17 protein-coding genes and 2 pseudogenes are annotated in these 21,337 nt (G+C 70.2%); 11 read left to right on the top strand and 8 right to left on the bottom strand.

Annotated elements, in window-relative coordinates; all coding sequences use genetic code 11:
* Window positions 1-131: 131 nt before the first annotated feature.
* Entirely contained in the window at window positions 132-1,430 is a 1,299-nt protein-coding gene (locus BLR05_RS27255) for a sensor histidine kinase (RefSeq protein WP_225979273.1), read from the top strand.
* Window positions 1,430-1,774, top strand: a complete 345-nt coding sequence (locus BLR05_RS27250) for a response regulator (RefSeq protein WP_225979274.1) — start codon at window positions 1,430-1,432, stop codon at window positions 1,772-1,774. Before BLR05_RS27255 ends, BLR05_RS27250 begins: the two co-directional genes overlap by 1 nt.
* Before the next feature lie 18 nt (window positions 1,775-1,792).
* Here BLR05_RS27250 and BLR05_RS17505 read toward each other — a convergent pair whose 3' ends face one another.
* From BLR05_RS17505 to BLR05_RS17475, 7 genes are all read right to left on the bottom strand, one after another.
* Window positions 1,793-2,374 (bottom strand): NUDIX domain-containing protein, encoded by a 582-nt coding sequence (locus BLR05_RS17505; RefSeq protein WP_092836577.1) that lies wholly within the window; start codon window positions 2,372-2,374, stop codon window positions 1,793-1,795.
* 75 nt (window positions 2,375-2,449) lie between these two features.
* Window positions 2,450-2,590 (bottom strand): cytochrome bd-I oxidase subunit CydX, encoded by a 141-nt coding sequence (cydX, locus tag BLR05_RS17500; protein ID WP_092836574.1) that lies wholly within the window; start codon window positions 2,588-2,590, stop codon window positions 2,450-2,452.
* 58 nt (window positions 2,591-2,648) lie between these two features.
* Window positions 2,649-3,803, bottom strand: a complete 1,155-nt coding sequence (cydB, locus tag BLR05_RS17495; RefSeq protein ID WP_092836571.1) for a cytochrome d ubiquinol oxidase subunit II — start codon at window positions 3,801-3,803, stop codon at window positions 2,649-2,651.
* Entirely contained in the window at window positions 3,800-5,425 is a 1,626-nt protein-coding gene (locus BLR05_RS17490; RefSeq protein WP_092836568.1) for a cytochrome ubiquinol oxidase subunit I, read from the bottom strand. The genes cydB and BLR05_RS17490 overlap by 4 nt, the downstream gene beginning before the upstream one ends.
* Before the next feature lie 37 nt (window positions 5,426-5,462).
* Window positions 5,463-7,175 (bottom strand): amino acid ABC transporter ATP-binding/permease protein, encoded by a 1,713-nt coding sequence (locus BLR05_RS17485; protein ID WP_208606027.1) that lies wholly within the window; start codon window positions 7,173-7,175, stop codon window positions 5,463-5,465.
* Entirely contained in the window at window positions 7,172-8,905 is a 1,734-nt protein-coding gene (gene cydD, locus BLR05_RS17480) for a thiol reductant ABC exporter subunit CydD (protein WP_092836565.1), read from the bottom strand. The genes BLR05_RS17485 and cydD overlap by 4 nt, the downstream gene beginning before the upstream one ends.
* A 102-nt stretch (window positions 8,906-9,007) precedes the next feature.
* Window positions 9,008-9,388, bottom strand: a complete 381-nt coding sequence (locus tag BLR05_RS17475) for a DUF2946 domain-containing protein (RefSeq protein WP_092836562.1) — start codon at window positions 9,386-9,388, stop codon at window positions 9,008-9,010.
* Between the two features lie 194 nt (window positions 9,389-9,582).
* Between BLR05_RS17475 and BLR05_RS17470 the strand changes: the two genes are divergently transcribed.
* Window positions 9,583-10,137 (top strand): GbsR/MarR family transcriptional regulator, encoded by a 555-nt coding sequence (locus tag BLR05_RS17470; RefSeq protein ID WP_092836559.1) that lies wholly within the window; start codon window positions 9,583-9,585, stop codon window positions 10,135-10,137.
* Between the two features lie 128 nt (window positions 10,138-10,265).
* Window positions 10,266-12,134, top strand: a complete 1,869-nt coding sequence (locus tag BLR05_RS17465; RefSeq protein WP_092836556.1) for an amidohydrolase — start codon at window positions 10,266-10,268, stop codon at window positions 12,132-12,134.
* A gap of 54 nt (window positions 12,135-12,188) precedes the next feature.
* Here BLR05_RS17465 and BLR05_RS17460 read toward each other — a convergent pair whose 3' ends face one another.
* Window positions 12,189-13,802 (bottom strand): surface layer protein NpdA, encoded by a 1,614-nt coding sequence (locus BLR05_RS17460; protein ID WP_092836553.1) that lies wholly within the window; start codon window positions 13,800-13,802, stop codon window positions 12,189-12,191.
* A gap of 568 nt (window positions 13,803-14,370) precedes the next feature.
* Here BLR05_RS17460 and BLR05_RS17455 point away from each other — a divergent pair.
* The 7 genes and pseudogenes from BLR05_RS17455 to BLR05_RS17425 all read left to right on the top strand — a co-directional run.
* A pseudogene (locus BLR05_RS17455) lies at window positions 14,371-14,830 on the top strand (aldehyde dehydrogenase family protein); the annotation flags it as partial.
* A 28-nt stretch (window positions 14,831-14,858) separates the two neighbouring features.
* A pseudogene (locus BLR05_RS17450) lies at window positions 14,859-15,244 on the top strand (SDR family NAD(P)-dependent oxidoreductase).
* A gap of 102 nt (window positions 15,245-15,346) precedes the next feature.
* Complete coding sequence (locus BLR05_RS17445; protein WP_092836550.1) at window positions 15,347-17,560, top strand: TonB-dependent receptor; 2,214 nt, start codon at window positions 15,347-15,349, stop codon at window positions 17,558-17,560.
* Window positions 17,561-17,574: 14 nt separating this feature from the next.
* A complete protein-coding gene (locus BLR05_RS17440; protein ID WP_092836547.1) occupies window positions 17,575-18,348 on the top strand; it encodes an ABC transporter ATP-binding protein in 774 nt (257 codons plus the stop codon).
* Window positions 18,345-19,334 carry an ABC transporter substrate-binding protein gene (locus BLR05_RS17435; protein WP_092836544.1) on the top strand — a complete coding sequence of 330 codons (990 nt, stop codon included), beginning with the start codon at window positions 18,345-18,347 and terminating at the stop codon, window positions 19,332-19,334. Before BLR05_RS17440 ends, BLR05_RS17435 begins: the two co-directional genes overlap by 4 nt.
* Window positions 19,331-20,356 carry a FecCD family ABC transporter permease gene (locus BLR05_RS17430; protein ID WP_244160124.1) on the top strand — a complete coding sequence of 342 codons (1,026 nt, stop codon included), beginning with the start codon at window positions 19,331-19,333 and terminating at the stop codon, window positions 20,354-20,356. The genes BLR05_RS17435 and BLR05_RS17430 overlap by 4 nt, the downstream gene beginning before the upstream one ends.
* A gap of 253 nt (window positions 20,357-20,609) precedes the next feature.
* Window positions 20,610-21,326 carry a DUF2325 domain-containing protein gene (locus tag BLR05_RS17425; RefSeq protein ID WP_092836541.1) on the top strand — a complete coding sequence of 239 codons (717 nt, stop codon included), beginning with the start codon at window positions 20,610-20,612 and terminating at the stop codon, window positions 21,324-21,326.
* The last annotated feature ends 11 nt before the right edge of the window (window positions 21,327-21,337 follow it).

The raw sequence follows: 21,337 nt of genomic DNA, 5'->3' as shown, positions 1-21,337 counted from the left end.
AAGAGGTTTTTTCCGAGGGAAGAGGCCAGTGACGACGAAGACGGCCAGTCCTCGTAGCGAAGCGATCTCTCTTTGGCTGCCCGCAAATAGGGTCCTGGTTCCCAAGACCTGAAGCCCGCTGCCGCCGACCATTGGCGGCATGCATCACCGCCCCGCCACCAACACCGAGCGCGATCTGCATCGCCACCGCGCTGTCCTCGGCCGTCGCCGTGGCCGCATGCATGTTCAGCCTGGCAGGGACCGCGCAGGCTGACGACAGGCTCACCCTCATCCAATTCATGCCGGCGGGCGAGTTCGGGCCCAGCGACGGCCGCACCATGGATGTGCCCGCATGGCGCATCGATGCGGACAGCGCACGCAGCGTCATCGCGCAGCACGCGGCACGCCGCAATCCAGTCGTCATCGACCACGAGCACCAGACCCTGCTGAAAGAGCAGAACGGCCAGCCCACGCTCACCGCGCTCGGCCCGCTGCGCCCCCTGCAAGACCGCGCCACGGCCGCCTGCACCGCCCTGGCGCTGCCCACCGATACGAGCGCCGAAGCCGTGACGGCGGCCTGCACCAGCCTGCGCACCAACGGCAGCGGCACGCCCGATCCGGCCCGCTATGTGCCCGTCGCGGTGGTGGACGAGCTGCGCCCCAACCTGGCCGCGCTGCTCAGCCGCGACGGACGTCTGCCGGGCATGCTCAACAACCACTACCGCTGGCCGGGAGGCCCCGTCCCGGACGCACTGTGCTGCATCGACCCGCTGGCGCGGCAGGCCGTCGAACTGGTGGAGCGCCACCAGATCGAGGCGGAGCTGGCGCAGGAGCGTCGGCGCAAGGACGAGTTCCTGGCCATGCTCGCGCATGAGTTGCGCAACCCGCTGGCCCCGCTGCGCAACATGCTGGAAGTGCTGGGGCGCTACCACGGCGACGAGGCCCTGTCGCGCAAGGCCCGCGATGTCATGGAGGGCCAGGTGCTGCAGTTGGTGCGGCTGATGGACGGCCTGCTCGACGTGAACCGCATCAAGCGGGGAACGCTGGAATTGCAGCGAGAGCCGCTACTGCTGGCGGAGGTGATCAACCAGGCGGTGGAGGTCTGCCGCCCTGCGCTGGACCAGCAGGGGCACCGTCTGCGTGTCGTGCTGCCAGGCGCTCCGGTGCCCCTGCAGGGAGACTCCTCACGCCTCACGCAGGTGTTCGGCAACCTGCTCGCCAATGCGTGCAAGTACACCCCGGCTGGCGGGGACATCGAGGTCCGCGTCGAACCGGCGGGCCCACGCGTCGAGGTCGTGGTGAAGGACAACGGCTCCGGAATTCCCCCGGAGCAGATCGACGAGGTCTTCGGGCTGTTCACCTGGGTGGACCGGACGCTGGACCGTGCCCAGGGCGGTCTCGGTATCGGCCTGATGCTGGTCAGGCGATTGGTCGAAAGTGCCGGATCCTGATGGTCGATGACAACGAGGATATCGCGCTGGCGCCGGCCACCCTGCTGCAACTGGACGGGCACGAGGTGCGCAAGACCGCAGGAGGCACCGAAGCCCTGGAGACCGGCGGGCAGACGCGTCCGGAGGTAGTCCCGATGGACATCGGGATGCCGGGCATGAGTGGCCACGAAGCGTGCCGCCGCATGCGCGAACTCGATTGCGGGAGGCGCATCACCATCGTCGCGCTCACCGGCTGGGGGCAGGACGGCGATCGCCGGCATTCGGAGAGGGCGGGTTTCGACGGGCATCTGGTCAAGCCGGTGGGGTTCGCCGAGCTGCACGGGCTGTTTGCCGGGCTGGCGTGAGCACCCCGCCGTCGCCGGTCAGGGAAAAAGATGCAGCGCCGCGTACTGCAGCAGCATGATCGTCTTGCCGTCGCGTATCGTTCCCGCATCGATCATCGCCAGGGCCTCGTCAATGACGGTCTCCAGCACGGCGATGTCCTCGCCTTCGGCCGCGATGCCGCCGCCCGATGACTGCCGGTCGCCGGGCTGGTACTCGCCGACGAAGAAATGCAGGCGCTCCGTCACCGAGCCCGGGCTCATGAACGCATCGAACACCTGGCGTACCTCGCGCACCCGGAAGCCCGTTTCCTCTTCCACTTCGGCGCGGATGCGGTCCTCGGGCGCTGCGTCGTCGAGCAGGCCGGCAGGCGTCTCGATCAGCAGGTCGTCGTGCCCGTTCACGAACGCGGGATAGCGGAACTGCCGGGTGAGGATGACGGTGCGGCGCTGCGGATCGTAGAGCAGGATCGTCGCTCCGTTGCCCCGGTCGTAGGTTTCGCGCGACTGGCGCTGCCAGCTGCCGTCGCTGCGCTGGAAGGAGAACGTGGTCTTCTTCAGGACGTACCAGTCGTCCGAGAGGGTGGTGACGTCTTCGATGCGGATACGGTGGGCAATGCTCAATGGGGTCTCCTGGCGCGCCTGTCGAGGCCGATCCCGGCAGTCTATCCCCAGGGGTCCAGCCCGGGCGGCGCGCCGCTAGGGTCCCGGCTGCCGGCCGGGCCTGCGTTCCGATGCCCGCTGCAGGGCCTGGTCATCCATGAGTTCGTACCACATCGCGTTCAGCACGGCGAAGGCGGCGGCCAGCAGCAGGCCGAGTATCCAGGCGAAATACCACATGTGTTGTCCTTTCAGCGTCCAGTCATTGAGGGGGCATTCATTCGAAGAGGCGGGGCGGTCAGTAGGCGTGGTCGCCGTGGGTGATGTCGTGCGCCCGCACCTTGCCCCACATCACGCGGTACACCCAGCCGGTGTAGGCGAGGATCAGCGGGACGAAGATGGCCGCGCACACCAGCATGATGAAGAGCGTCAGATGGCTGGAGGAGGCGTCCCACACCATGAGCGACGAGCGCGCTTCGAGCGAGGACGGCACGATGAACGGGAACATCGATGCGCCCACGCTCAGCACGATGCCGGCGACCGACAGGCCGCTGAACACGACCGTGATGCCTTCCCACCGGGCACGCAGGCCGGCAAGCGCCAGGAGCGCGCCGGTGAAGCCCAGCGCGGGCGCCAGCATCGTCCACGGATGGCTTGCGTAGTTCGCGAACCAGCCTCCGGCCACGCCCGAGGCCACGGTCTTGGCCAGCGGGTTGGATGGGCCATTGGCTACGTGAACGCTGGTGAGCTGGTAGCCGCCCACCAGGTGCCACAGCAGCACGCCGGCCAGTGCGTAGAGCGCGATGGTGGCCAGGGCGGCCACGGTGGCGAAGCGGCGCGAGCGGTCGGCCACGGCGCCTTCGGTCTTCAGCGCCAGCCAGGCGCCGCCGTGCATGGCCAGCATGGCGACGGAGACCAGCCCGGCCAGCAGCGCGAACGGGTTGAGCAGGCCGAGGAAGCTGCCGGCATAGACCATGCGCATGTCTCCCGTGAAGCGGAAGGGCACGCCCTGCAGCACGTTGCCCAGCGCCACGCCGAAGATCAGCGAGGGCACGAAGCCGCCGATGAACAGCGCCCAGTCCCAGGTGCCGCGCCATGCGGCGCCCTCGCGCTTGCTGCGGTACTTGAAGCCCACGGGCCGCAGGATCAGCGCGAACAGCGTGGCGAACATCGCCAGGTAAAAGCCCGAGAAGGACATGGCGTAGATGTGCGGCCAGGCGGCGAAGATGGCGCCGCCGCCCAGGATCAGCCAGACCTGGTTGCCTTCCCACACGGGGCCGACGGTGTTGATGACCACGCGCCGCTCCAGGTCGGTGCGGGCCACGAAGGGCAGCAGCGTGCCCACGCCCAGGTCGAAGCCGTCGGTGACGGCGAAGCCCACCAGCAGCACGCCCAGCAGCAGCCACCAGATGACGCGCAGGGTGTCGTAGTCGAGAAGGGTGTGAAGCATCATGCTGCGTCTCCGGCGGGTTCGAAGGTGGTGGGTTGCGAAGTACCCGGGGGCACGGTGCCGATCAGCGGCGCGGCGGCGCCGTGCGACAGCGGTGTTTCCGGGTCGGGGCCCTTGCGGATGGCCTTGAGCATGAGCTTCATCTCCACCACGATCAGCGCGGTGTAGAGCGCGGCGAAGCCCAGCAGGGTGAACAGCACGGTGCCCGCGCCCAGTTCGGACACGGCCACGGCCGTGGGCAGGACGCCTTCCACGGCCCAGGGCTGGCGGCCCAGTTCGGCCACGATCCAGCCGCACTCCGCGGCGATCCAGGGCAGGGGGATGGCCCACACCGCGAGCTTCAGCAGCCAGGGGTGGGCGTCGAGCCGCCGGCGGGCCGACAGCCAGAAGAACGTGGCGGTGAGGACGATGAAGAACATGCCCAGGCCCACCATCACGCGGAACGACCAATAGAGCGGCGCGACCTGCGGCACCGTGTCCCAGGCGGCCCGGGCGATCTGCGCCTCCGTGGCCTGGCGTGGATCGTCCACATAGCGCTTGAGCAGCAGGGCGTAGCCCAGCCGGCGGCCGTGCAGCTCGAACACCATGCGCGCATGGTTCGGGATGGCGGCGTCGGATCCGGCGGCGCGGATCTGCTGCAGCGCATCGTAGGCCTGGATGCCGTCGCGGATGTTGCCCTCGGCCTGCCGGACCAGGTCGTTGATGCCGGGGATCTGCGTATCGAGCGAGCGCGTGCCGATCAGGCCCATCACCCAGGGAATGTGGACGGCGTAATGCGTGGCGCGCGCTTCCTGGTCGGGCCAGCCGATCGCGGTGAACGAGGCCGGCGCGGGTTCGGTGTCCCACATGGCTTCGATGGCCGCGAGCTTCATCTTCTGGTGCTCGCTGGTGGCATAGCCGCTCTCGTCGCCCAGCACCACCACCGACAGCGAGGCCGCCAGGCCGAAGGAGGCCGCCACGGTCATCGAGCGCCTGGCCAGTTCCACGTGGCGTCCCCGGCGCAGATACCAGGCCGACACGCCCAGCACGAAGAGCGCCGCGATCGTGTAGCCGGCCGACACCGTATGCACGAACTTGGCCTGCGCCACCGGGTTGAACACCACGTCGTAGAAGCTGTCCACCTCCATGCGCAGCGTCTGCGGGTTGAGCCTGGCGCCCACGGGGTTTTGCATCCAGCCGTTGGCGATCAGGATCCAGAGCGCAGAGAAATTGGTGCCCAGCGCGACCAGCCAGGTCACCACGCAGTGCGCCACCCTGGACATGCGTTCCCAGCCGAAGAAGAACATGCCGACGAAGGTCGCCTCCAGGAAGAAGGCCATCAGCCCTTCGATGGCCAGCGGCGCGCCGAAGACGTCGCCCACATAGTGGCTGTAGTAGCTCCAGTTCATGCCGAACTGGAACTCCATCACGATGCCGGTGGAGACGCCCAGGGCGAAGTTGATGCCGAACAGCACGCCCCAGAACTTGGTCATCTGGCGCCAGACGGTGCGTCCGGTCATCACATAGACCGTCTCCATGATGGCCAGCAGCACGGCCAGGCCGATCGTGAGCGGCACGAAAAGAAAGTGGTAGAGCGCGGTCATCGCGAACTGCAGTCGCGACAGGCCGACGACGTCGAGGTCCATGGTGGAAATCCTTTGCGGGAGGGAAAAGAGCGGTGAATCAGTGCGCACGCAGCGCCTGCAGCGCAGCGTCGAACGAGGGCGTGCCGCGCAGGTGCTGCGCGACGATGCGGCCCCGCGCCATCACCACGAGGCGGTCGGCGAGCCGGGCCTCGCGGCGCAGGTGCGTGGCGATCAGGAGGGTCTTGTGCGCGGCATGCCGCTCGAGCCGGGCCAGCACGTCGCAGGCCGTCGGGCCGTCCATGCCTTCGGTGGGTTCGTCCAGCAGCCAGAAGCCGGACCGGTGGAGCAGCAACCGCGCCAGGGCCAGACGGCGGGACTGCCCGCCCGACAGGCCCAGCCCGCCTTCGCCCAGCCGGGTGTCCAGGCCGTGTTCGATCCGTTCTACGTCGGCAGCCAGGCCGCTGGCCTCCAGCACGGCCCAGAGCCGGTCGTCGGTGGCCGCGGGGCCGGCCAGGCGCAGGTTGTCGCGGATGCTGTCCTGGAACAGCTCGGTGCGCTGGGTGAGCCAGGTACAGGCCTCTGCCTGCACCGTACCGGCCCGCGCCGGCAATTCGCCCGCGACCAGCGACAGCAGCGTGGTTTTGCCCGCGCCGCTCGCGCCCACCACGGCCACCCGTTCGCCGTGCGCCAGGCGCAGGTCGATACCGCGCAATAGCGGCTCCCCGGCGGCGGTACTGCCGGCCTCGGCGCCTGCCAGGCAGGCGGCAGGGGTTTCGCCGCCCGGGGTATCGTGCCGGATGCGTGGTGAGCGCGGCTCCGCGGCCGGTTTCGCGAGCCGTGGGGCCAGGCGGCGTGCGGCCAGCAGGCTGCGGCCGGCCTCCAGCGCGCCCCGCCGCAGGGCCTGGAAGGGCTCCAGCGCGGCGAGCGCCGTCAGCAGGCCCAGCGCCGCGAGCGGCGCGCCCAGCGCTCCGGCACCCGCCAGCGCGCCCACGGCGAGCAGGACGCCGGCCACGCCCAGGTGGCCGGCCACGGCATGGAGCCAGCCGCAGCGGGTGTCGATGCGGTGCAGTTCGTCATCGGCGCGTGCCAGGCGGGCATCGGTCCGCGCCATGTCCCGGCATTGCGCGCCCAGTTGCCCGGCCATGGCCAGCTCGGTCTGTCCCGCGACGAGGTCGATGGCCTGCGCGCGCAGCCGTTCCATGCCCAGTGCGCGGCGCAACGCGGCGGCGCGTGCATGCCGCGCCGCGAGGAGCGCGCAGCCGCCGCCGCATGCCAGCAGCCAGGCGAGCGCGGCGGCGCCCAGGCGTGCATCGAGGGCACCCAGCACGCCGGCTGCCAGCAGCGCAGCGCCCAGGGACGCCGCGGCGGGCACCAGGACGCGCAGATAGATGGATTCCAGCGCATCGATGTCCTGGGTGAGGCGGAAGAGCAGGCGTGCCGGCCGGCGCAGCAGCGCCTGCGCGGCCTGCGGCCGGGCCCAGCCCCGCAGCAGGCGCTCGCGCAGCGCGGCCAGCACGGCCAGGGTGGCGTCGTGGGTCACGATGCGCTCGGAATAGCGTCCCGCCGTGCGCCCGAGGGCCAGGAGACGGATGCCTGCGCTGGGCATGAACACGTTGAACGCCAGGGCGCCGGCCAGGCCGGCGAGGGCCGTCGCCGTGATGAACCAGCCGGAGAGGCCGAGCAGGGCCATGCCCGCCAGCACCGTGGCGGACGACAGCACCGCGCCGAGCAGCATCCGGCGGCCGCCTGTCTCCAGGAAAAGACGCAGCACCGCGGCCAGCGCGAGGCGGGATCGGGCGGAGGCGTTCATGCGGCCCTCCGGTATGCACATGCGGCGTCGATGGGGCCGATGTCGATGACGCGGCCGATGCGGGCCGCCAGCGCCCTGTCGTGCGTCGCGACGATGAGCGTGCGGCCCTGCGCCATGCGTGCCAGGGAGTCCGCCACGGCGAGCGAGGTCTCGCGGTCCAGGTGCGCGGTCGGTTCGTCCAGCAGCCACAGGCCGGCCTGCGGCGTCGCGGTGGCGCGGGCCAGGGCCAGCCGGACCGTTTCTCCGCCCGACAGGCCCGCGCCGCTTTCTCCCAGCGGGATGTCCGGCGCGATGGAAACGCTCCGCTCCAGGCCGGCATGGCGCAGCGCCGCGGCGACTTCGCGGCGCGACAGGCCGGGGCGGTGCAGCGTGACGTTGTCGTGCAGGGAGCCCGCGAAGACATGCGGCTTCTGGCCCACCCAGGCCATCCGGGCGCGCAGGGATGCGGCACTGCTTTCGTCCAGCGGGACGCCACCGATGCGCACCGTCCCGGCACCTGCCGGCACCAGGCCGGCGATGATCGACAGCAGGGTGGACTTGCCCGCCCCGCTGGCGCCGACGAGCGCCACGTGTTCGCCTGCGCCGATGCGCCAGTGCGCTTTTTCGAAGACGGCAGCACCTCCGGGATGCGCGAAGCACAGGCCTTCGATGTCCACGGCCGGCGGACGCGGCGCGGCGCATTCCGGTGCGCTGGCGGGATCGTCCAGTGCGCCGGGCAGCGGCATGCCCGCGCGGTGCAGCGCGGCGAGCGCCTCCAGGGCGGCACGGCCCGCGGCCCGGTCGTGCCAGGCGGCCGACAGGTCGCGCAGCGGTTCGAAGAATGCGGGTGCCAGCAGCAGGATGAACAACCCTTGCCCCAGTCCCAGCGGGCGTCCCCAACTGCCCATGCCGATCTGTCCCAGCAGGTGGAAGCCGACATACACCGCCACGAAAGCCACCGCGAGTGCCGAGAACAATTCCAGCGAGGCCGAGGACAGGAAGGCGATGCGCAGCACGCGCATGGTGCGCTGCCGCAGGTCCTCGGCCGAGGCGCGCAGCCGCAGGGCGGTGGCGTCCACCGCACCCAGCGCGCGCAAGGTGCTCAGGCCGCGCAGTCGATCGAGCAGGAAGCCGTTCATGCCCCCGAGTGCCTGCAGCTGTTCCGCGCTGGCCGCCTGGGCACGCCAGCCGATCAGCGCCATGGCTGCCGGGATCAGCGGCGCGGCAGCGACCAGGATCAGGGCGGCCGCCCAGGACACGCCCGCGACGGCCAGTGCCATCACGGGCGGTACGGCCATCACGCGCCAGCGCGCGGTCTCGTAGCGCAGCAGCCACGGCAGCAAGGCGTCGGCCTGCTCGGCGACGGCGTTGGCGGCCAGTCCGGATGCGGGCCGCCCACGGTCCAGCGGCGACCTGCCGGCCAGCGCGGCGCAGGCCTGTTCCCGCAACTGGCTGATGCAGCGCCGCGATGCGGCGAAGACTCTCCGGCCGCCCCAGGCTTCGGCGGTGGCGCGGGCGATGCCCAGCGCCGCGTAGGCCGCGGCCGGCCAGGCCACGGACTGCCAGCCGCCGCCCTCCGACAGGCGATGCACGGCCCACGCCAGCAGCGCCGCCTGGGGCATCCACAGGAGGGACGCCGCGGCGACGCAGGCCGCGCCGGTCCGGTATCCCGGGGGAGGATCGAAGGGGAGGGACGACGGCGTCGCGGGGGCGTGGGCCGCAGGCGTGCCTGCCGCTGCAGAATCGGGCATGGAAACTCTCCAGACAGGAAATCGTGGAGCGGAATGCACAGAGCGACCTGCCCGTCGCCGGGTGACGGCGGGCAGTGGCTGGCGTGCCGCGGATGCAGGGAATCAGGAGAGTCGTGGAGGCGCGCGGCTGGGGTGCGCGGACCAGAAGGCGATCCACCGGGGCGGCGACGGCAGGCGCGCGGCGGGGGCGCTGCGCGCGGAGAAGCCGGCCACGGCCGGCGCGCCAGGCGGGCACGCGATGGCGGGCAGTTCCAGCGGCAGGCAGCAGCAGGGGCACTCCATGCCCGGCGGCATCGTGTGCCCGCCGGCCGTGCCTTCCGTGTCCGCGGCGATCAGCCGGGGCCCTTGGGAGGTGCAGACCTCGATCCACGTCCTGGCCGACGGGGCGGGCAGCAGGCTGCTCCATGCGGGCACGAGGCTTTCCCACAGGATGGCCACGATGGCCAGCCAGAGGAAAGGGGAGCGCGGACGGTGCCGGGGCATACAGCGGGGATGCAGGCTTCGCAGCCAGGCTGCAAAGAATTTCAAAAATTCAGAAAACTCTGAAATTCTAGGCGCTGCTGCGGGGTGCGTCACTGGAAAGGCTTGATCCAGGGCAAGAGCGGGGCTTTGTTTTGATGCAGGGCAAGAGTCCGTGTGACAATGGAACTTTCTGAATATTCGAAAATTTCAATAAATTGACGCCGCTCGTTCATACCTTCGTCAGCCATTTCGGCGAGATGGGCAGTCGTTGGGGAATCAACCGCACCGTGGGGCAGATCTACGCCTTGCTGTTCGTCACGGAGCGGGAACTCCATGCGGACGACATCGGCGAGCTGCTCGGCATTTCACGGTCGAACGTCAGCATCGGGCTCAAGGAGCTGCAGTCGTGGGGGCTGGTGCGGCAAAGCCGCATTCCCGGGGACCGCCGCGAATATTTCTCCTCGCTGGGCGATGTGTGGGAGATCTTCCGTGTCGTGGCGGCCGAACGCCGGCGCCGCGAGATCGCTCCCACGCTCTCCGTGCTGCGCGAATCCCTCATGGCCGGCACGAAGTCGCCCGGGGATGCCTTCGCGCAGCAGCGCATGCGCGAGATGCACGATTTGGTGGATCTGGCCAACAACTGGTTCGACGACCTGCAGCGCCTGTCGCCCGAGTCGATGTCGCAGCTGATGAAGATGGGCTCCAAGGTCCAGAAGCTGCTCAAGGCGAAGGACCGCCTGCTGGGCCCGCCCAGGGGCCGCGACGGCTGACCGCCTTCGGTCCCCGTGTTGTAATGGGGTGTAGCCGAACCCCGTCTTTTCCGGTGCGTTCCTGCGGTATCGTGGCCCCTGGCAGAGGCCATGACCATCACATAACCACGAGCCGAGGGAGAGTCTCCATGTCCGACAGCGTTTCATTCGGCTGCGCCTGCTGCAGCCCCCGCATGCTGCCTGCGTACCGGCACGACCAGGTGCAATGGCAGTCCCTGCTGGGCGATGCCGCTGCGCAGCACGGGGCGCGCGGGGTGCCGCAGGCCGTGATCTTCCATGGCGGGCACATCCATCCGGATCCGGAGCATCCCGACAGGAAGGTCGAGGCGATCGGCATCGCCGACGGCAAGGTCATCGTGAGCGGCAGGCTGCATGACGTGCGCAAGGCGATGACCGTATTCGAGCCGCTGGAGCGGCCGCTGTCGGGCGAGCAGACGCTGCTGCCCGGCCTGATCGATGCGCATGCCCACACGTTGACCAGCGCGCTCATCATCGACTGGACGGACCTGTCGCCCTTCGACGGACAGAACCTGGACACGCACTACGACATCCAGCTGATCGAGAAGCGGCTGCGTGCCGCCGTGAAGGCGGCGCAGCAGGCGACGCCGCCGAGGCAGTGGGTGATGGGCTTCGGCGTGGATCCGTCGCTGATGACGGTCTGGACGGACATCGATGCCAGGTTCCTCGACGGCATCAGCACCCAGGTGAAGATGTTCCTGCTCAATGCGTCGGGCCACATCAGCTATGCGAACACGCCCGCGCTGCAGGCAGCGAAGCTCGACAAGGATTTTCCGGACGGCGTGCTCACGGAGCAGCAGTCCGCAGCGATGCTGGTGGCCATGCCGCAGCCGGGCCCGGAACAGATGCTCGATGGCCTGAAGCGCGTCTTCCAGCAGGCGAACCAGCGCGGCATCACGACGGTGTTCGAGGCGAGTGTCGGGCTGCTGAACGGGCCGGCGGAAGTCACCATGCTCAAGGCGCTGGCGCAGACGCCGGCCATGACCGTGCGCATGGGTGGCGCGCTGTACGGCAACAGCAACGACCTGATGACCTGGGTGAACTGCTACCAGCCGGAGCTGTCGAGCGATGGCAACAGCCTGTTCACGATACGCGCGCTGAAGCTGATTTCCGATGGATCCAACCAGGGCCTGACCGGATTCCAGAGCCGGCCGTACCAGTGCTGCAACGAGCATTCGGTGCCCGGCGTCGGTGCCTGGGGCCTGTTCAATTTCGATCCGGCGCGCAAGCTGGCGGACGTGATGGCCGTGGTGGCCGCGGCGGGCTGGCCGATCCTCACGCACGCCAACGGCGACGAGGCCATCACCAATGTGCTGGCCGCCTACCAGATGGCCCTGAGCAAGGTGCCGCCCCCGGCACCGACGGAGGCGCCCGTGTCATCCCTGCCGCAGGCGCCGGCCTGGGCCCGGCAGCGGCACCGCATCGAGCATGCCTCGCTGCTGCACGACGACACCATCGGCCTGATGCGGCGCATGGAGATCTCGCCGAGCTTCCTGATCGGCCACGTGGGCTACTGGGGCAAGGCCTTCCAGGACACGATCCTCGGCAAGGACCGCTCTCTGCTGCTGGACCGCTGCGCCTCCGCCCTGCAGGCCGGCCTGCGGATCAGCCTGCACAGCGACCATTTCGTGACGCCGCTGGGGCCGCTGCGCTGCATGGAGCAGGCGGTCGGGCGCGTGATGGAGGCCACCGTGAAACACCCGGCCCACGGCGCTCCGGCGCATGGCGAAGGCAAGGTGCTGAATGCGCCGGAGTGCCTGGATGTGCCGCAGGCGCTGCGCGCCGTGACCATCGATGCGGCCTGGCAGTGCCACCTCGACCACCAGATCGGCTCGCTGCTGCCGGGCAAGCAGGCGGACCTCGTCATCCTGGCGAAGAACCCGCTGCAGTGGTCGGCACCCCACGCCGCCGGCATGCGCGACATCGGGGTGCTGGAGACCTGGGTGAACGGCAGCAGGGTGTTCGCCGCCGGGCACTGAAGCCTGGGCTGCATCGCCCGCGCCGGGCGGGCGGCAGTGCTCTGGCGGGCGATCTCAGGGGGTCTTGAAGAGGTGGGAGTGGCTCATGCCGTAGTTGGCGGCGATGCCGGGCGTGGCGTTGGGGTTGCTCAGCTTCATGACCGAAGTGCCGATGATCGGCAGGCCCTGGGCATCCGGCACCAGGATGCTGGCCCATCCGCTGGTGAAATCGCCGAATATGTATTGCTGGTTGATCGAAGACGCCAGTGCGCTCTTCTGACCGAAGCTCAATACCGAGACGGCGCCGCAGCTTTCATACTGGACGTTCGTTGGAGGTACGGAGTGGTCGGCCATCATCGATTGGCGGCTGAAAGTGAGCATGCCCCAGCTCCTGGACAGGCTGCAGACGCTCTGGCCGACCTGCGTGTTTGCATGGAAATACTGCGTTCCCGAGCCGGCGGGAGGGACGACGGAATACACACGCTGGCTTGCCGTGTCCGACTGGCTGTAGTCCTTTGCGACGCTGTACCGCTTGGTGGGGGTGGCCAATACCCAGTCCGTGAGCGCCGAAATCGATTGGTCGAGAACATACTGGTTCCTGACCTCGCGTGCCGCCATCAGCCGGGAGAGATCGCCGGCGGTCCGCCGGGCGTTCTCGGCGGAAGGCGGCAGGTACATCGGGGTGGATAGGTCGGGCAGGTCGTTCAACCGGGCCGCCAGCACAGGTGCTGCCGTGGGTTGCGCGGTACTGCCCTGAGCGTCCTTGTAGCGGTAGGCCAGCCCTGCGGACACCAGAAGGGGGTCTGCCGTATGGAGCTCGGGTTGCCCCACCACCCCGTCCGTAGGCGGGAAGAGCATGTAGTTGCCGCGCGCGGGCTGGCCGGCGATGTCGATGGCCTGGATGGCGGTGGCCGTGCCGGAGAACGTGGTGGAGCCCGGCACGTCGATGATGTACCACGTGGCCGCGACCTGTCCCGTGGGGGTGGCGAGCCCGCGGGAGGCTGCGGCGGCTTCGCCGCTGATGTCGTCCAGCAGGAGCGTGCTGAGGGTTCCGTAGCGCTCGGTGCAGGGCTGGACGCCATTCACTGCTTTGACCAACGTGAACAGGGTCGAGTTGCTGGCCCCATCGTCGCCGTAAGCACGGGCGCCGGGGACGTCGGCCATCACGATGGCTTCGATGGCGCCTTCGCGCGTCTGGACCGCTTTGGTGGCCGCACTCCACGCCGGGTCGAGGCGGTCCGTGGAGAAAGGCTGCGGCACATTGCGCGCCAGTTGCGGCATCGTGCAGGTGTTGTCGTCCGTGGTCAGTTGCGCGGTGCCGTCGGCGCCGGCCGTCACCGCCCCTGTCCAGATGTCGCCGGGCCCCAGCAGCACGTGCATGCTCAGCAGCCGGTCGCCGTTGTTGGCACCGCGGAAGCGCACGTTCACCACCTTGCCGTTGTCCCGGTCCATGTTCACCAGGTGCAGCACGGACATCTGGCCATTCTGCGCGGTGAAGTAAGGCACCAGCAGGGCATGGCCGGTCTTGCCTTCCGCCACCCTGGTGGCGGCGGCATTGGTATAGCCCAGTTGTGCCCCGGAGGGCGCGGCACCGGTTCCGGCGATGACGCCCGAATGGGCTGCGCCGGCAACGGCCAGCGTGCCGAGCAGGGCAGCGGCAGCCCTGGAAACGGGACGGATTCTTTTCATGGCTTCTCCTTGCATGGATGGGGCTTCCGAGCGGCGGCGTGACGGCGCAGGCCTGCGGGCCTGGCATGCGGCATGTAGCGGCAGCCGAGTACGGGCGGGCAAAAATGGCCGAAGGCAGGAGCGGCGCGGCAAGCGCATCTGCATGGGCCCGATGGGGCCTTCTCCCTGGTGCCTGGCTGTCTGTACCTCTGAGTGACGCCGTGGCAGTCCCCCTGGGGCGGTCTAGCGTAACACCTGGTTTCGTTTCGCCATGCAATCAGCCCAAGTTGTTTGCTTTCCGTTGCATGCGAGACATGCCGCGATGCAAAGCTTTCCACTCCAAAGAATTCAACGGAATTCCAATGGGCCGTACCGAGGCCGACGGCTACCTGTAGGCAGGAGATGTCCGCCGGCCCGTCACGGGGTGATGCTCGCGCGGCGGACGATCGGGACCGCCCACGACAGTGAGCGGCGCCAGATTGCGGTACAAGCTGGATTGCCCCGTGCCGCATCGGCGCCAGGGGGGGGCGTGCGGGCCTGGCCGGAAAGTGTCCGGCCCGGCGGTTCAGCGCTGCTGCCGGCCCACAGCCAGGGCCAGATCTGCATGGCCGCCAGCCGCGTGCTGGTGCATGCCTCGATCGCGCCGGCCCTCCGGGAGCGGCTCGTGGCCGAGGTCCGGCACCTGCCGGTGGGCGACGGCGCGCAGGTGGCCCTCGGGCCGATGATCGACGCCCGGCAACTGGTGCGCTTCGACGCCATCGTGCAGGACACGGTGTGGCAGGGCGCCACGCTGGGGGCCGGCGGCACCCACGAAGGCCGCGGCGGTGATCGGCCGCGACGTGGCGCGCGCCATGGCGCTGGCCCAGCGGCTGAACGCCGGCATGCTGCACGTCAACGGCCAGACTTTGAACGACGAATGCACCAATCCCTTCGGCGGCCCGGGCCTGGGCGGCAACGGCAGTTTCGTCGGCGGGCCTGCGGACATCGACGAGTACACCCGGTGGCAATGGCTGACCGTCAAGGCCACGCCACCGGCATTCCCTTTCTGACCGCCATAACGACCAGGAGACAGACACCATGCAATTCCATGGCAGGACCATCGTCATCACGGGCGTGAGCTCCGGCATCGGCAGCGACACCGCCAAGCTGCTGCGGGGGCAGGGCGCCCGGGTCATCGGCATCGACCGCAACGATCCGGCGCTCACGCGGAGCACCCCGTGCCCCAGGAAACCTGCTATCAGTACTTCAAGGAGGCGCTGATCGTCTGGACGCTGACCCGGTCGCAGCAGGTGTTCATGGAGCGCGGCGTGCGCATGAACTGCGTGGCGCCCGGCCCGGTGATGACGCCGATCCTCGGCGACGAAGTGGCGGCCGTGATCGCCTTCCTGTGCAGCGACGCGGCGCGCTGGGTGGGCGGAGTGAACCTGCCCGTGGATGGCGGACTGGCATCGACCTGCATCTGACGCGCTGCATGGGGCCATGAATTTTGTTAATGCAACACGATTGCGTTAACATCGGCGACAGCGGCACGGCGGTTCGTGCCCGCGCGTCGCCGACAATATTCCATGCCTCTCTGTTCCGTCTCCGGGTCCCGCGTGTGGGCTGTCCTGCTGGGTTCCGTGCCCGTGGCTGCCATGGCGCAGCCGTCTGCTTCCGATCCATCGTCCGCCGCGTTGCCGCCGGTGGAGGTGCGCGAGCGCGCCGAAACGCCGCGCCTCGCGCAGCCTGCCGCCGCGGCTTCTCGGCTGGGGCTGACCGTGCGCGAGACCCCGGCCTCCATCGACGTGGTGCCGCGCGAGATGCTGGCCGAACGCGGGCTGCGCACGGTATCGGAGGCCGCGCAGGCCGCAGTGGGCGTGCTGGCGGGGGATTTCCCGGCAGAGCCGGCCGCGTTTTCCATGCGCGGCTTCGCCAACAGCCAGATCAACACCCTCTACAACGGCATCAAGATCGGCCCGCCGAACATGACTTCGCGCGTGATGGGTACGGCGAACCTCGAGCGCGTGGAGTTCCTCAAGGGGCCCGCGTCGCTGATGTCGGGCGAGGGCGCTGCCGGCGGTGCGGTGAACTTCGTCACCCGCGCCCCGCACCGCGGCCCGGTCGAGACCGAGGTGACCGCAGCGGCCGGCTCCTTCGGCGAGCGGCGCCTGTCCGTCGGCACCGGCGGCACCACGGCCTGGAAGGATGTCGATTTCCGCATCGACGCGAGCGGTTCGGACAATGACGGCTTCGTGCGGGACACGGGCCAGCGCCTGTGGCACCTGTCGGGCGGCCTGGACTGGTACCTGCAGCCGGGGCTCAAGCTGTTCGTCGCGGCCGAAGTGCAGCGCGACCGCGGCCATCCGTACTGGGGCACGCCCCTGGTCTCCGCGTCGGCGCCGGGCATCCAGGCGCAGCCGGGCGTGGTGTCCGGCACCTATGCCTCGGGCTTCAACGGCAGCGTGCTCGCACCGGTGGCCATCGACCGCCGCACGCTGCGCACGAACTACAACGTGCTCGACAACCGCAACGAAGCGCGCGAGACCTGGCTGCGCACGGGCGTGGACTGGCGCATCGACGCGGCCTGGACGCTGCGCAGCCAGTTCTACCGCTACACCGCCACGCGCTCGTGGCTGAACAACGAGGTGCTCGCGTTCAATACCGGCACGGGCCTGGTGGACCGCGAGCGTTTCTTCGTGGCGCAGGACCAGACCACGACCGGCAACAAGACCGAAGTGCAGTGGGACGGCCGCCTCGCGGGCCGGGAGAACCGCTTCGTCGCCGCGCTGGAGCTGAGCGATACGGACCTGGACCGCCCCGGTGCCGCCAACTTCCCCGGCGACAGCGTGTCGCTGATTGCGCCCGACCGCGGCTTCTACGGCCCGCTGGTGCAGCAGCGGCAGACCACGCAGTTGCGCAATGCGGCGGTCGCGCTGGAAGACCGGCTGCGCATCACACCCGCCGTGGCCCTTATCGCAGGGCTGCGGCACGAATCGATCGAGCTCGACCGAACTTCCACCGACGCGGCCGGCGCGGCGCGGCGCGGTTTTCCCTACGGCAAGACCTGGCACCCGACCACCGGCCGGCTGGGCCTGACCTGGGAACCCGCAGCGGGCACCCTGCTGTATGCCCAGGCCGCGACGGGCGCCGACGTGGCCGCCAACAACATCTTCCTGCTCGGCCCCGCCCAGCCGCTGGAGCTCACCCGGGCGCGCAACGCCGAGGTGGGCGTGAAGCAGGGCTTCTGGCAGGACCGCGGCGAATGGACGCTGGCGCTCTACGACGCCGAACGCCGCAATGTCTATGCAGGGCAGGGCGGGCAATCGCTGGCGCGCGCCGGTGCGCTGCAGTCGCGTGGCGCGGAGCTGTCCCTGGCGCTGCGGCCCGCGGCCGCCTGGAGCGCCTGGGCGCAGCTCGCCGTCAACCGCGCGCGCTACGACGATTTCGTGCTGGCCAATGGCACCTCCTTCTCCGGCAACACGCCCCCCAATACCCCGAAGGTGATGGCCAGCGTGGGCGCGACCTACCGCTTCCATGCGGGCCTGCCGATGCAGGTCTCGGCCTCGTTGCGGCACGTGGGCGAGCGCTTCCATAGCGACGCCAACACGGTCCGCCTGTCGGCCTACCGCGTGATCGATGCGGCCTGGAGCGTGGACGTGGCCCCGGGCACCCAGCTCACCCTGCGGGGCCGCAACCTGGCCAACAAGGTCTATGCCGCGTGGGCGGATCCCTTCTACCCGGACCAGATCCTGCTCGGCGCGCCGCGCAGTTTCGAGCTGGCCCTGCGCTGGACGCTCTGATCGCGGGCGGCGGCATGGTCGTGGCATTGCGGGCCGAAGGCCTCGGATGGAAGTCGCCGCGCGGCGACTGGCTGCTGCGGGACGTGGTCCTGCAAGCCATGCGGGGCGAGTGCGTGGCGCTGGTCGGCCCCAATGGCGCGGGCAAGAGCACGCTCATGAAGCTGCTCGCCGGCCGCATGGCGCCTGCCGCGGGCACCGTGCGCTGGCTCGGGCAGGACATGGCCCGCTGGCCGGCGGCCGAGCGTGCCCGCAGCGTGGCAGTGCTGGGGCAGGACGACGTGGCACAGGGCCGCCTGCGGGCCCGGGACTATGTGGCGCTCGGCCGGCTGCCGCACGAAGGCCGCGTGGCGGCCGCCGATCACGCGCATGCCGTGGAAGAAGCGCTGCGCACGTGCGGCGTGCAGGCGCTGGCGGAGCGGCCGCTGGGCAGCCTGTCGGGCGGTGAGCGCCAGCGCATGCACCTGGCCCGGGCGCTCGCACAGGCGCCGGAGCTCCTGCTGCTCGACGAGCCGACCAACCACCTCGACCTGGCGGCGCGCGCTGACGTGCTGGCCCTGGTGCGCGGCCTCGGCATCACCGTGGTGGCCGTGCTGCACGAACTGGCGCTGGTGCCGGCGTTCGCCGACCGGACCTGGGTGCTGCAGGCCGGCCGCCTCGTCGCGGAGGGGCCGCCCGCGCGGGCCCTGGGCGTGGAATGCGTGGCGCGGGTGTTCGGCATGGAGCTGGTGCACACGCGGCACCCCCGCCACGGCGGCACGCTGTGGTCGTTCGAGCGGGAGGCCGCATGACGGGCAGGTGGCACCGGATTGCAGGGGTGGCGCTGTCCATGGCGCTGGCACAAGTCGCCGCGGCGGCAGGAGCCGCCCCGCCGGATGCCGGCGCCGCCTTCCCCGTGACTGTGTCCAACTGCGGGGAGCCGCTGCGCATCGAGCGGCCTCCGCGCCGGCTGGTCGTGCACGACCTGAACATGACCGAAATGGCCCTCGCCCTCGGCCTGCGCCCGGCGCTGGTCGGCGTGACGGGCATCACCGGCTGGTACAAGCAGACGGGCGAGGCGCTGCTGCGCACGCTCGATGGCGTACCTGAACTGGCGCCCAGATACCCCACGATGGAAACGCTGGTCGCGGCGCGGCCGGAACTGTTTTTCGCAGGCTGGTACTACGGCATGCAGCCCGGCGGCGAGGTGACCCCCGCCACGCTCGCGCGGCGCGGTATCCAGACGCTGGTGCTGACCGAAAGCTGCGCGCAGAACCAGGCCGACAAGCCCCGCGCGACCATGGGCCTGCTCTATGGCGACATGGTGCGCCTGGGCCGGGTGTTCGGCCGCACCGCCGAGGCGCAGCGCCTCGTGGAAGGCTGGCGCGCGCGGGTGGCTGCGGCCAACCTTCCCGCGCTGGAGCGCCGGCCCGGCGTCTTCGTCTATGACTCCGGCGAGGACAAGCCCTTCACCGCCGGCCGGGCCGCCATGCCCACCGCGCTCATCGATGCCGCGGGCGGTCGCAATGTGCTGGACGACCTGCCCATGAGCTGGGGCACCGCCACCTGGGAGGCCGTGGCGCAGCGCAATCCGCAGTTCGTGATCCTGCTCGACTACCAGAACGGGCAGGGGCCGGACCATCTGGAACGCGTGCTGCGGGAGCATCCCGCCATGCGCCTCACGGACGCCGTGCGCGAAGGGCGCTTCATCGTGCTGCGCTATGCCGAGCTCACGCCGGGGCCGGCCAACATCGGGGCGATCGAGAAGATCGCGCGGGCGCTGCGGGGCGTTCGGTGAACGCGCCGGCGGCGCGCCCGCGGCGCTGGATGGCCGGCCTGCTGGGGCTGTTGCTGGCGCTCGCGGCGATGGCCCTGCTGTCGCTCAAGTCCGGCGGTGTGGAGGTCGGCTGGCAGGACGTGTTTTCCGCGCTGGGCGCCGGCGCGCCCGAAGGCCCCGGCGGCATGGCGCAGGCCATCGTGCGCGACCTGCGCCTGCCGCGCGTCCTGCTCTCCATGGCCGTGGGCGCGGCGCTCGCCCTCGTGGGGTGCCTGCTGCAGACCACGACGCGCAACGACCTGGCCGACCCGTTCCTCTTCGGGCTGTCGTCCGGGGCGTCCGCCGGCGCGGTGGCGGTCATCACCCTGGCCGGAAGCGCGCCGGGCCTGTGGACGCTGCCGCTGGCCACGTTCGCGGGAGCGCTGGTCGCCGCCGCGGCCGTGCTGCTGATCGTGCAGGGCGGCCAGGGGCAGGGGCCCGCGCGCATCGTGCTGGCCGGCGTGTCGGTGTCGTTCCTCTTCGGGGCCCTGACCCATGCGCTGATCTTTGCGGGCGACCAGCGCGCCGCGCATTCCATCGTGTTCTGGTCGCTGGGCGGGCTGGGCCTCGCCCGCTGGGACAACCTCTGGCTGGCCGGCGCCGGGCTGCTGGTGCCGGCGCTGTTCATCGCGCGGCGCCACCGGGCGCTCGATGCGCTGCTGGCGGGCGACGACACCGCCCACAGCCTCGGCGTGGAGCCGCAGCGGCTGCGCCGCCAGGCCTTCTTGGTCGCGGCCTTCGCCACCGCCTGCTGCGTGGCGCTTTCCGGCCTGATCGGATTCGTCGGACTCATGGTGCCCCACCTGGCGCGCCGCATGGCCGGTCCGCTGCACCGCCCATCCTCCGTGGCGGCCGCGGCCTTGGGCGCCGCGCTGCTGCTGGCCAGCGACCTCGCGGCCCGGTCGCTGCTGGGCGCGCAGGAACTGCCCGTGGGCATCGTGACCTCGGGGCTGGGGGCGTGTTTCGTGATCGTGCTGCTGCGGCGCGGCAGCGGCACCATGTGATCCTCGACAGGGCATCGCAAAAAAAGCCTGGCTACGCGGGCAAACCGTTGGCTGGCAAAAACGACCCATGGGACCTGGTGAAGGTCCGGAGTCGCCCCACGATGAAACCTGTCTGGGCGGCTGCCGCACCGGCTGTGCAGTGCGGGCAGCGATTGACGTCAGTGTAGCATTAAATGAGAATGCTTATCAATACATTCTTTTGCCGGATGGTCATTGCCATGGCTACCGGCCATGCCTTCTGGAGGGACATCGCATGGAAGGTTTTCCCGGACCGGTGCTGGATGAGCACCGCGCACTGCTGGCGGAGTATGGGCGCGCGCAGCGCCGCTGCAGCCGTGACCTGGCAGAGCAGGCGCGGCAGATCGAGGCCCTGCAGGCCGAGGTGGTGAGGCTGCGGGCGCGCGCCCTCGTTGCGGAGACGGCACTCGCCTATGTGCAGGAAGACCGGCGCCGGCAGGACGAGGCGCTGCCCGGCCTGCGCCGCCGCCGGGTCCTGGCCCGGCAGGTGGAGGGGCTCACGCAGCGGCTGCAGGGCCTGATGCGGGAAGTGCTGCACTGGCAATGGCGCGCCGCCACGCGGGCCGATGCGGCCCCTGCCGCTGGAGCGGCGACGGGCGCGGCCGAACGGGCGCCGCCGCCTTTGCCGCCTCCGCATGCGGTGGTGTGCGTCGCGCGCGGACCGGGCGGGGCGCTGGTGGCGCGGCCTTTCGGTGCCGGAGAATCCTCCGCTCCCGGCGATGCCGGGCAGGCCGGTGCGGCGTCCAGCCTGCCCGGCGACGCGGCGGCTTTGGAGGCCAGCCTCCGGGCAGCGGATTTCGTGATCTGCCAGACCGGTTGCGTGGGCCACGACGACTATTGGCGCGTGCAGGACCACTGCCGCCGTACCGGCAAGCCCTGCGTGCTGGTGGACCAGCCCCAGGTGGTGCATGTCATGCGCGGCATGGTGCGGGCGGTACCGGCGGAAGGCTGAGACGTGCCCCG

It is taken from the genome of Paracidovorax cattleyae (assembly GCF_900104515.1).
Taxonomy (GTDB): domain Bacteria; phylum Pseudomonadota; class Gammaproteobacteria; order Burkholderiales; family Burkholderiaceae_C; genus Paracidovorax; species Paracidovorax cattleyae.
Note: the sequence above shows the minus strand (reverse complement) of the source record. Positions and strands in the feature narration are given on the sequence as shown.

Excerpts from the sequence above, each read along its gene's own strand:
- BLR05_RS27250 (WP_225979274.1), top strand. The coding sequence starts at position 1,430 with ATGGTCGATGACAACGAGGATATCGCGCTGGCGCCGGCCACCCTGCTG.
- cydX (WP_092836574.1), bottom strand. The coding sequence starts at position 2,590 with ATGTGGTATTTCGCCTGGATACTCGGCCTGCTGCTGGCCGCCGCCTTC.
- cydB (WP_092836571.1), bottom strand. The coding sequence starts at position 3,803 with ATGATGCTTCACACCCTTCTCGACTACGACACCCTGCGCGTCATCTGG.
- BLR05_RS17490 (WP_092836568.1), bottom strand. The coding sequence starts at position 5,425 with ATGGACCTCGACGTCGTCGGCCTGTCGCGACTGCAGTTCGCGATGACC.
- BLR05_RS17485 (WP_208606027.1), bottom strand. The coding sequence starts at position 7,175 with ATGAACGCCTCCGCCCGATCCCGCCTCGCGCTGGCCGCGGTGCTGCGT.
- cydD (WP_092836565.1), bottom strand. The coding sequence starts at position 8,905 with ATGCCCGATTCTGCAGCGGCAGGCACGCCTGCGGCCCACGCCCCCGCG.
- BLR05_RS17475 (WP_092836562.1), bottom strand. The coding sequence starts at position 9,388 with ATGCCCCGGCACCGTCCGCGCTCCCCTTTCCTCTGGCTGGCCATCGTG.
- BLR05_RS17465 (WP_092836556.1), top strand. The coding sequence starts at position 10,266 with ATGTCCGACAGCGTTTCATTCGGCTGCGCCTGCTGCAGCCCCCGCATG.
- BLR05_RS17460 (WP_092836553.1), bottom strand. The coding sequence starts at position 13,802 with ATGAAAAGAATCCGTCCCGTTTCCAGGGCTGCCGCTGCCCTGCTCGGC.
- BLR05_RS17445 (WP_092836550.1), top strand. The coding sequence starts at position 15,347 with ATGCCTCTCTGTTCCGTCTCCGGGTCCCGCGTGTGGGCTGTCCTGCTG.
- BLR05_RS17440 (WP_092836547.1), top strand. The coding sequence starts at position 17,575 with ATGGTCGTGGCATTGCGGGCCGAAGGCCTCGGATGGAAGTCGCCGCGC.
- BLR05_RS17435 (WP_092836544.1), top strand. The coding sequence starts at position 18,345 with ATGACGGGCAGGTGGCACCGGATTGCAGGGGTGGCGCTGTCCATGGCG.
- BLR05_RS17425 (WP_092836541.1), top strand. The coding sequence starts at position 20,610 with ATGGAAGGTTTTCCCGGACCGGTGCTGGATGAGCACCGCGCACTGCTG.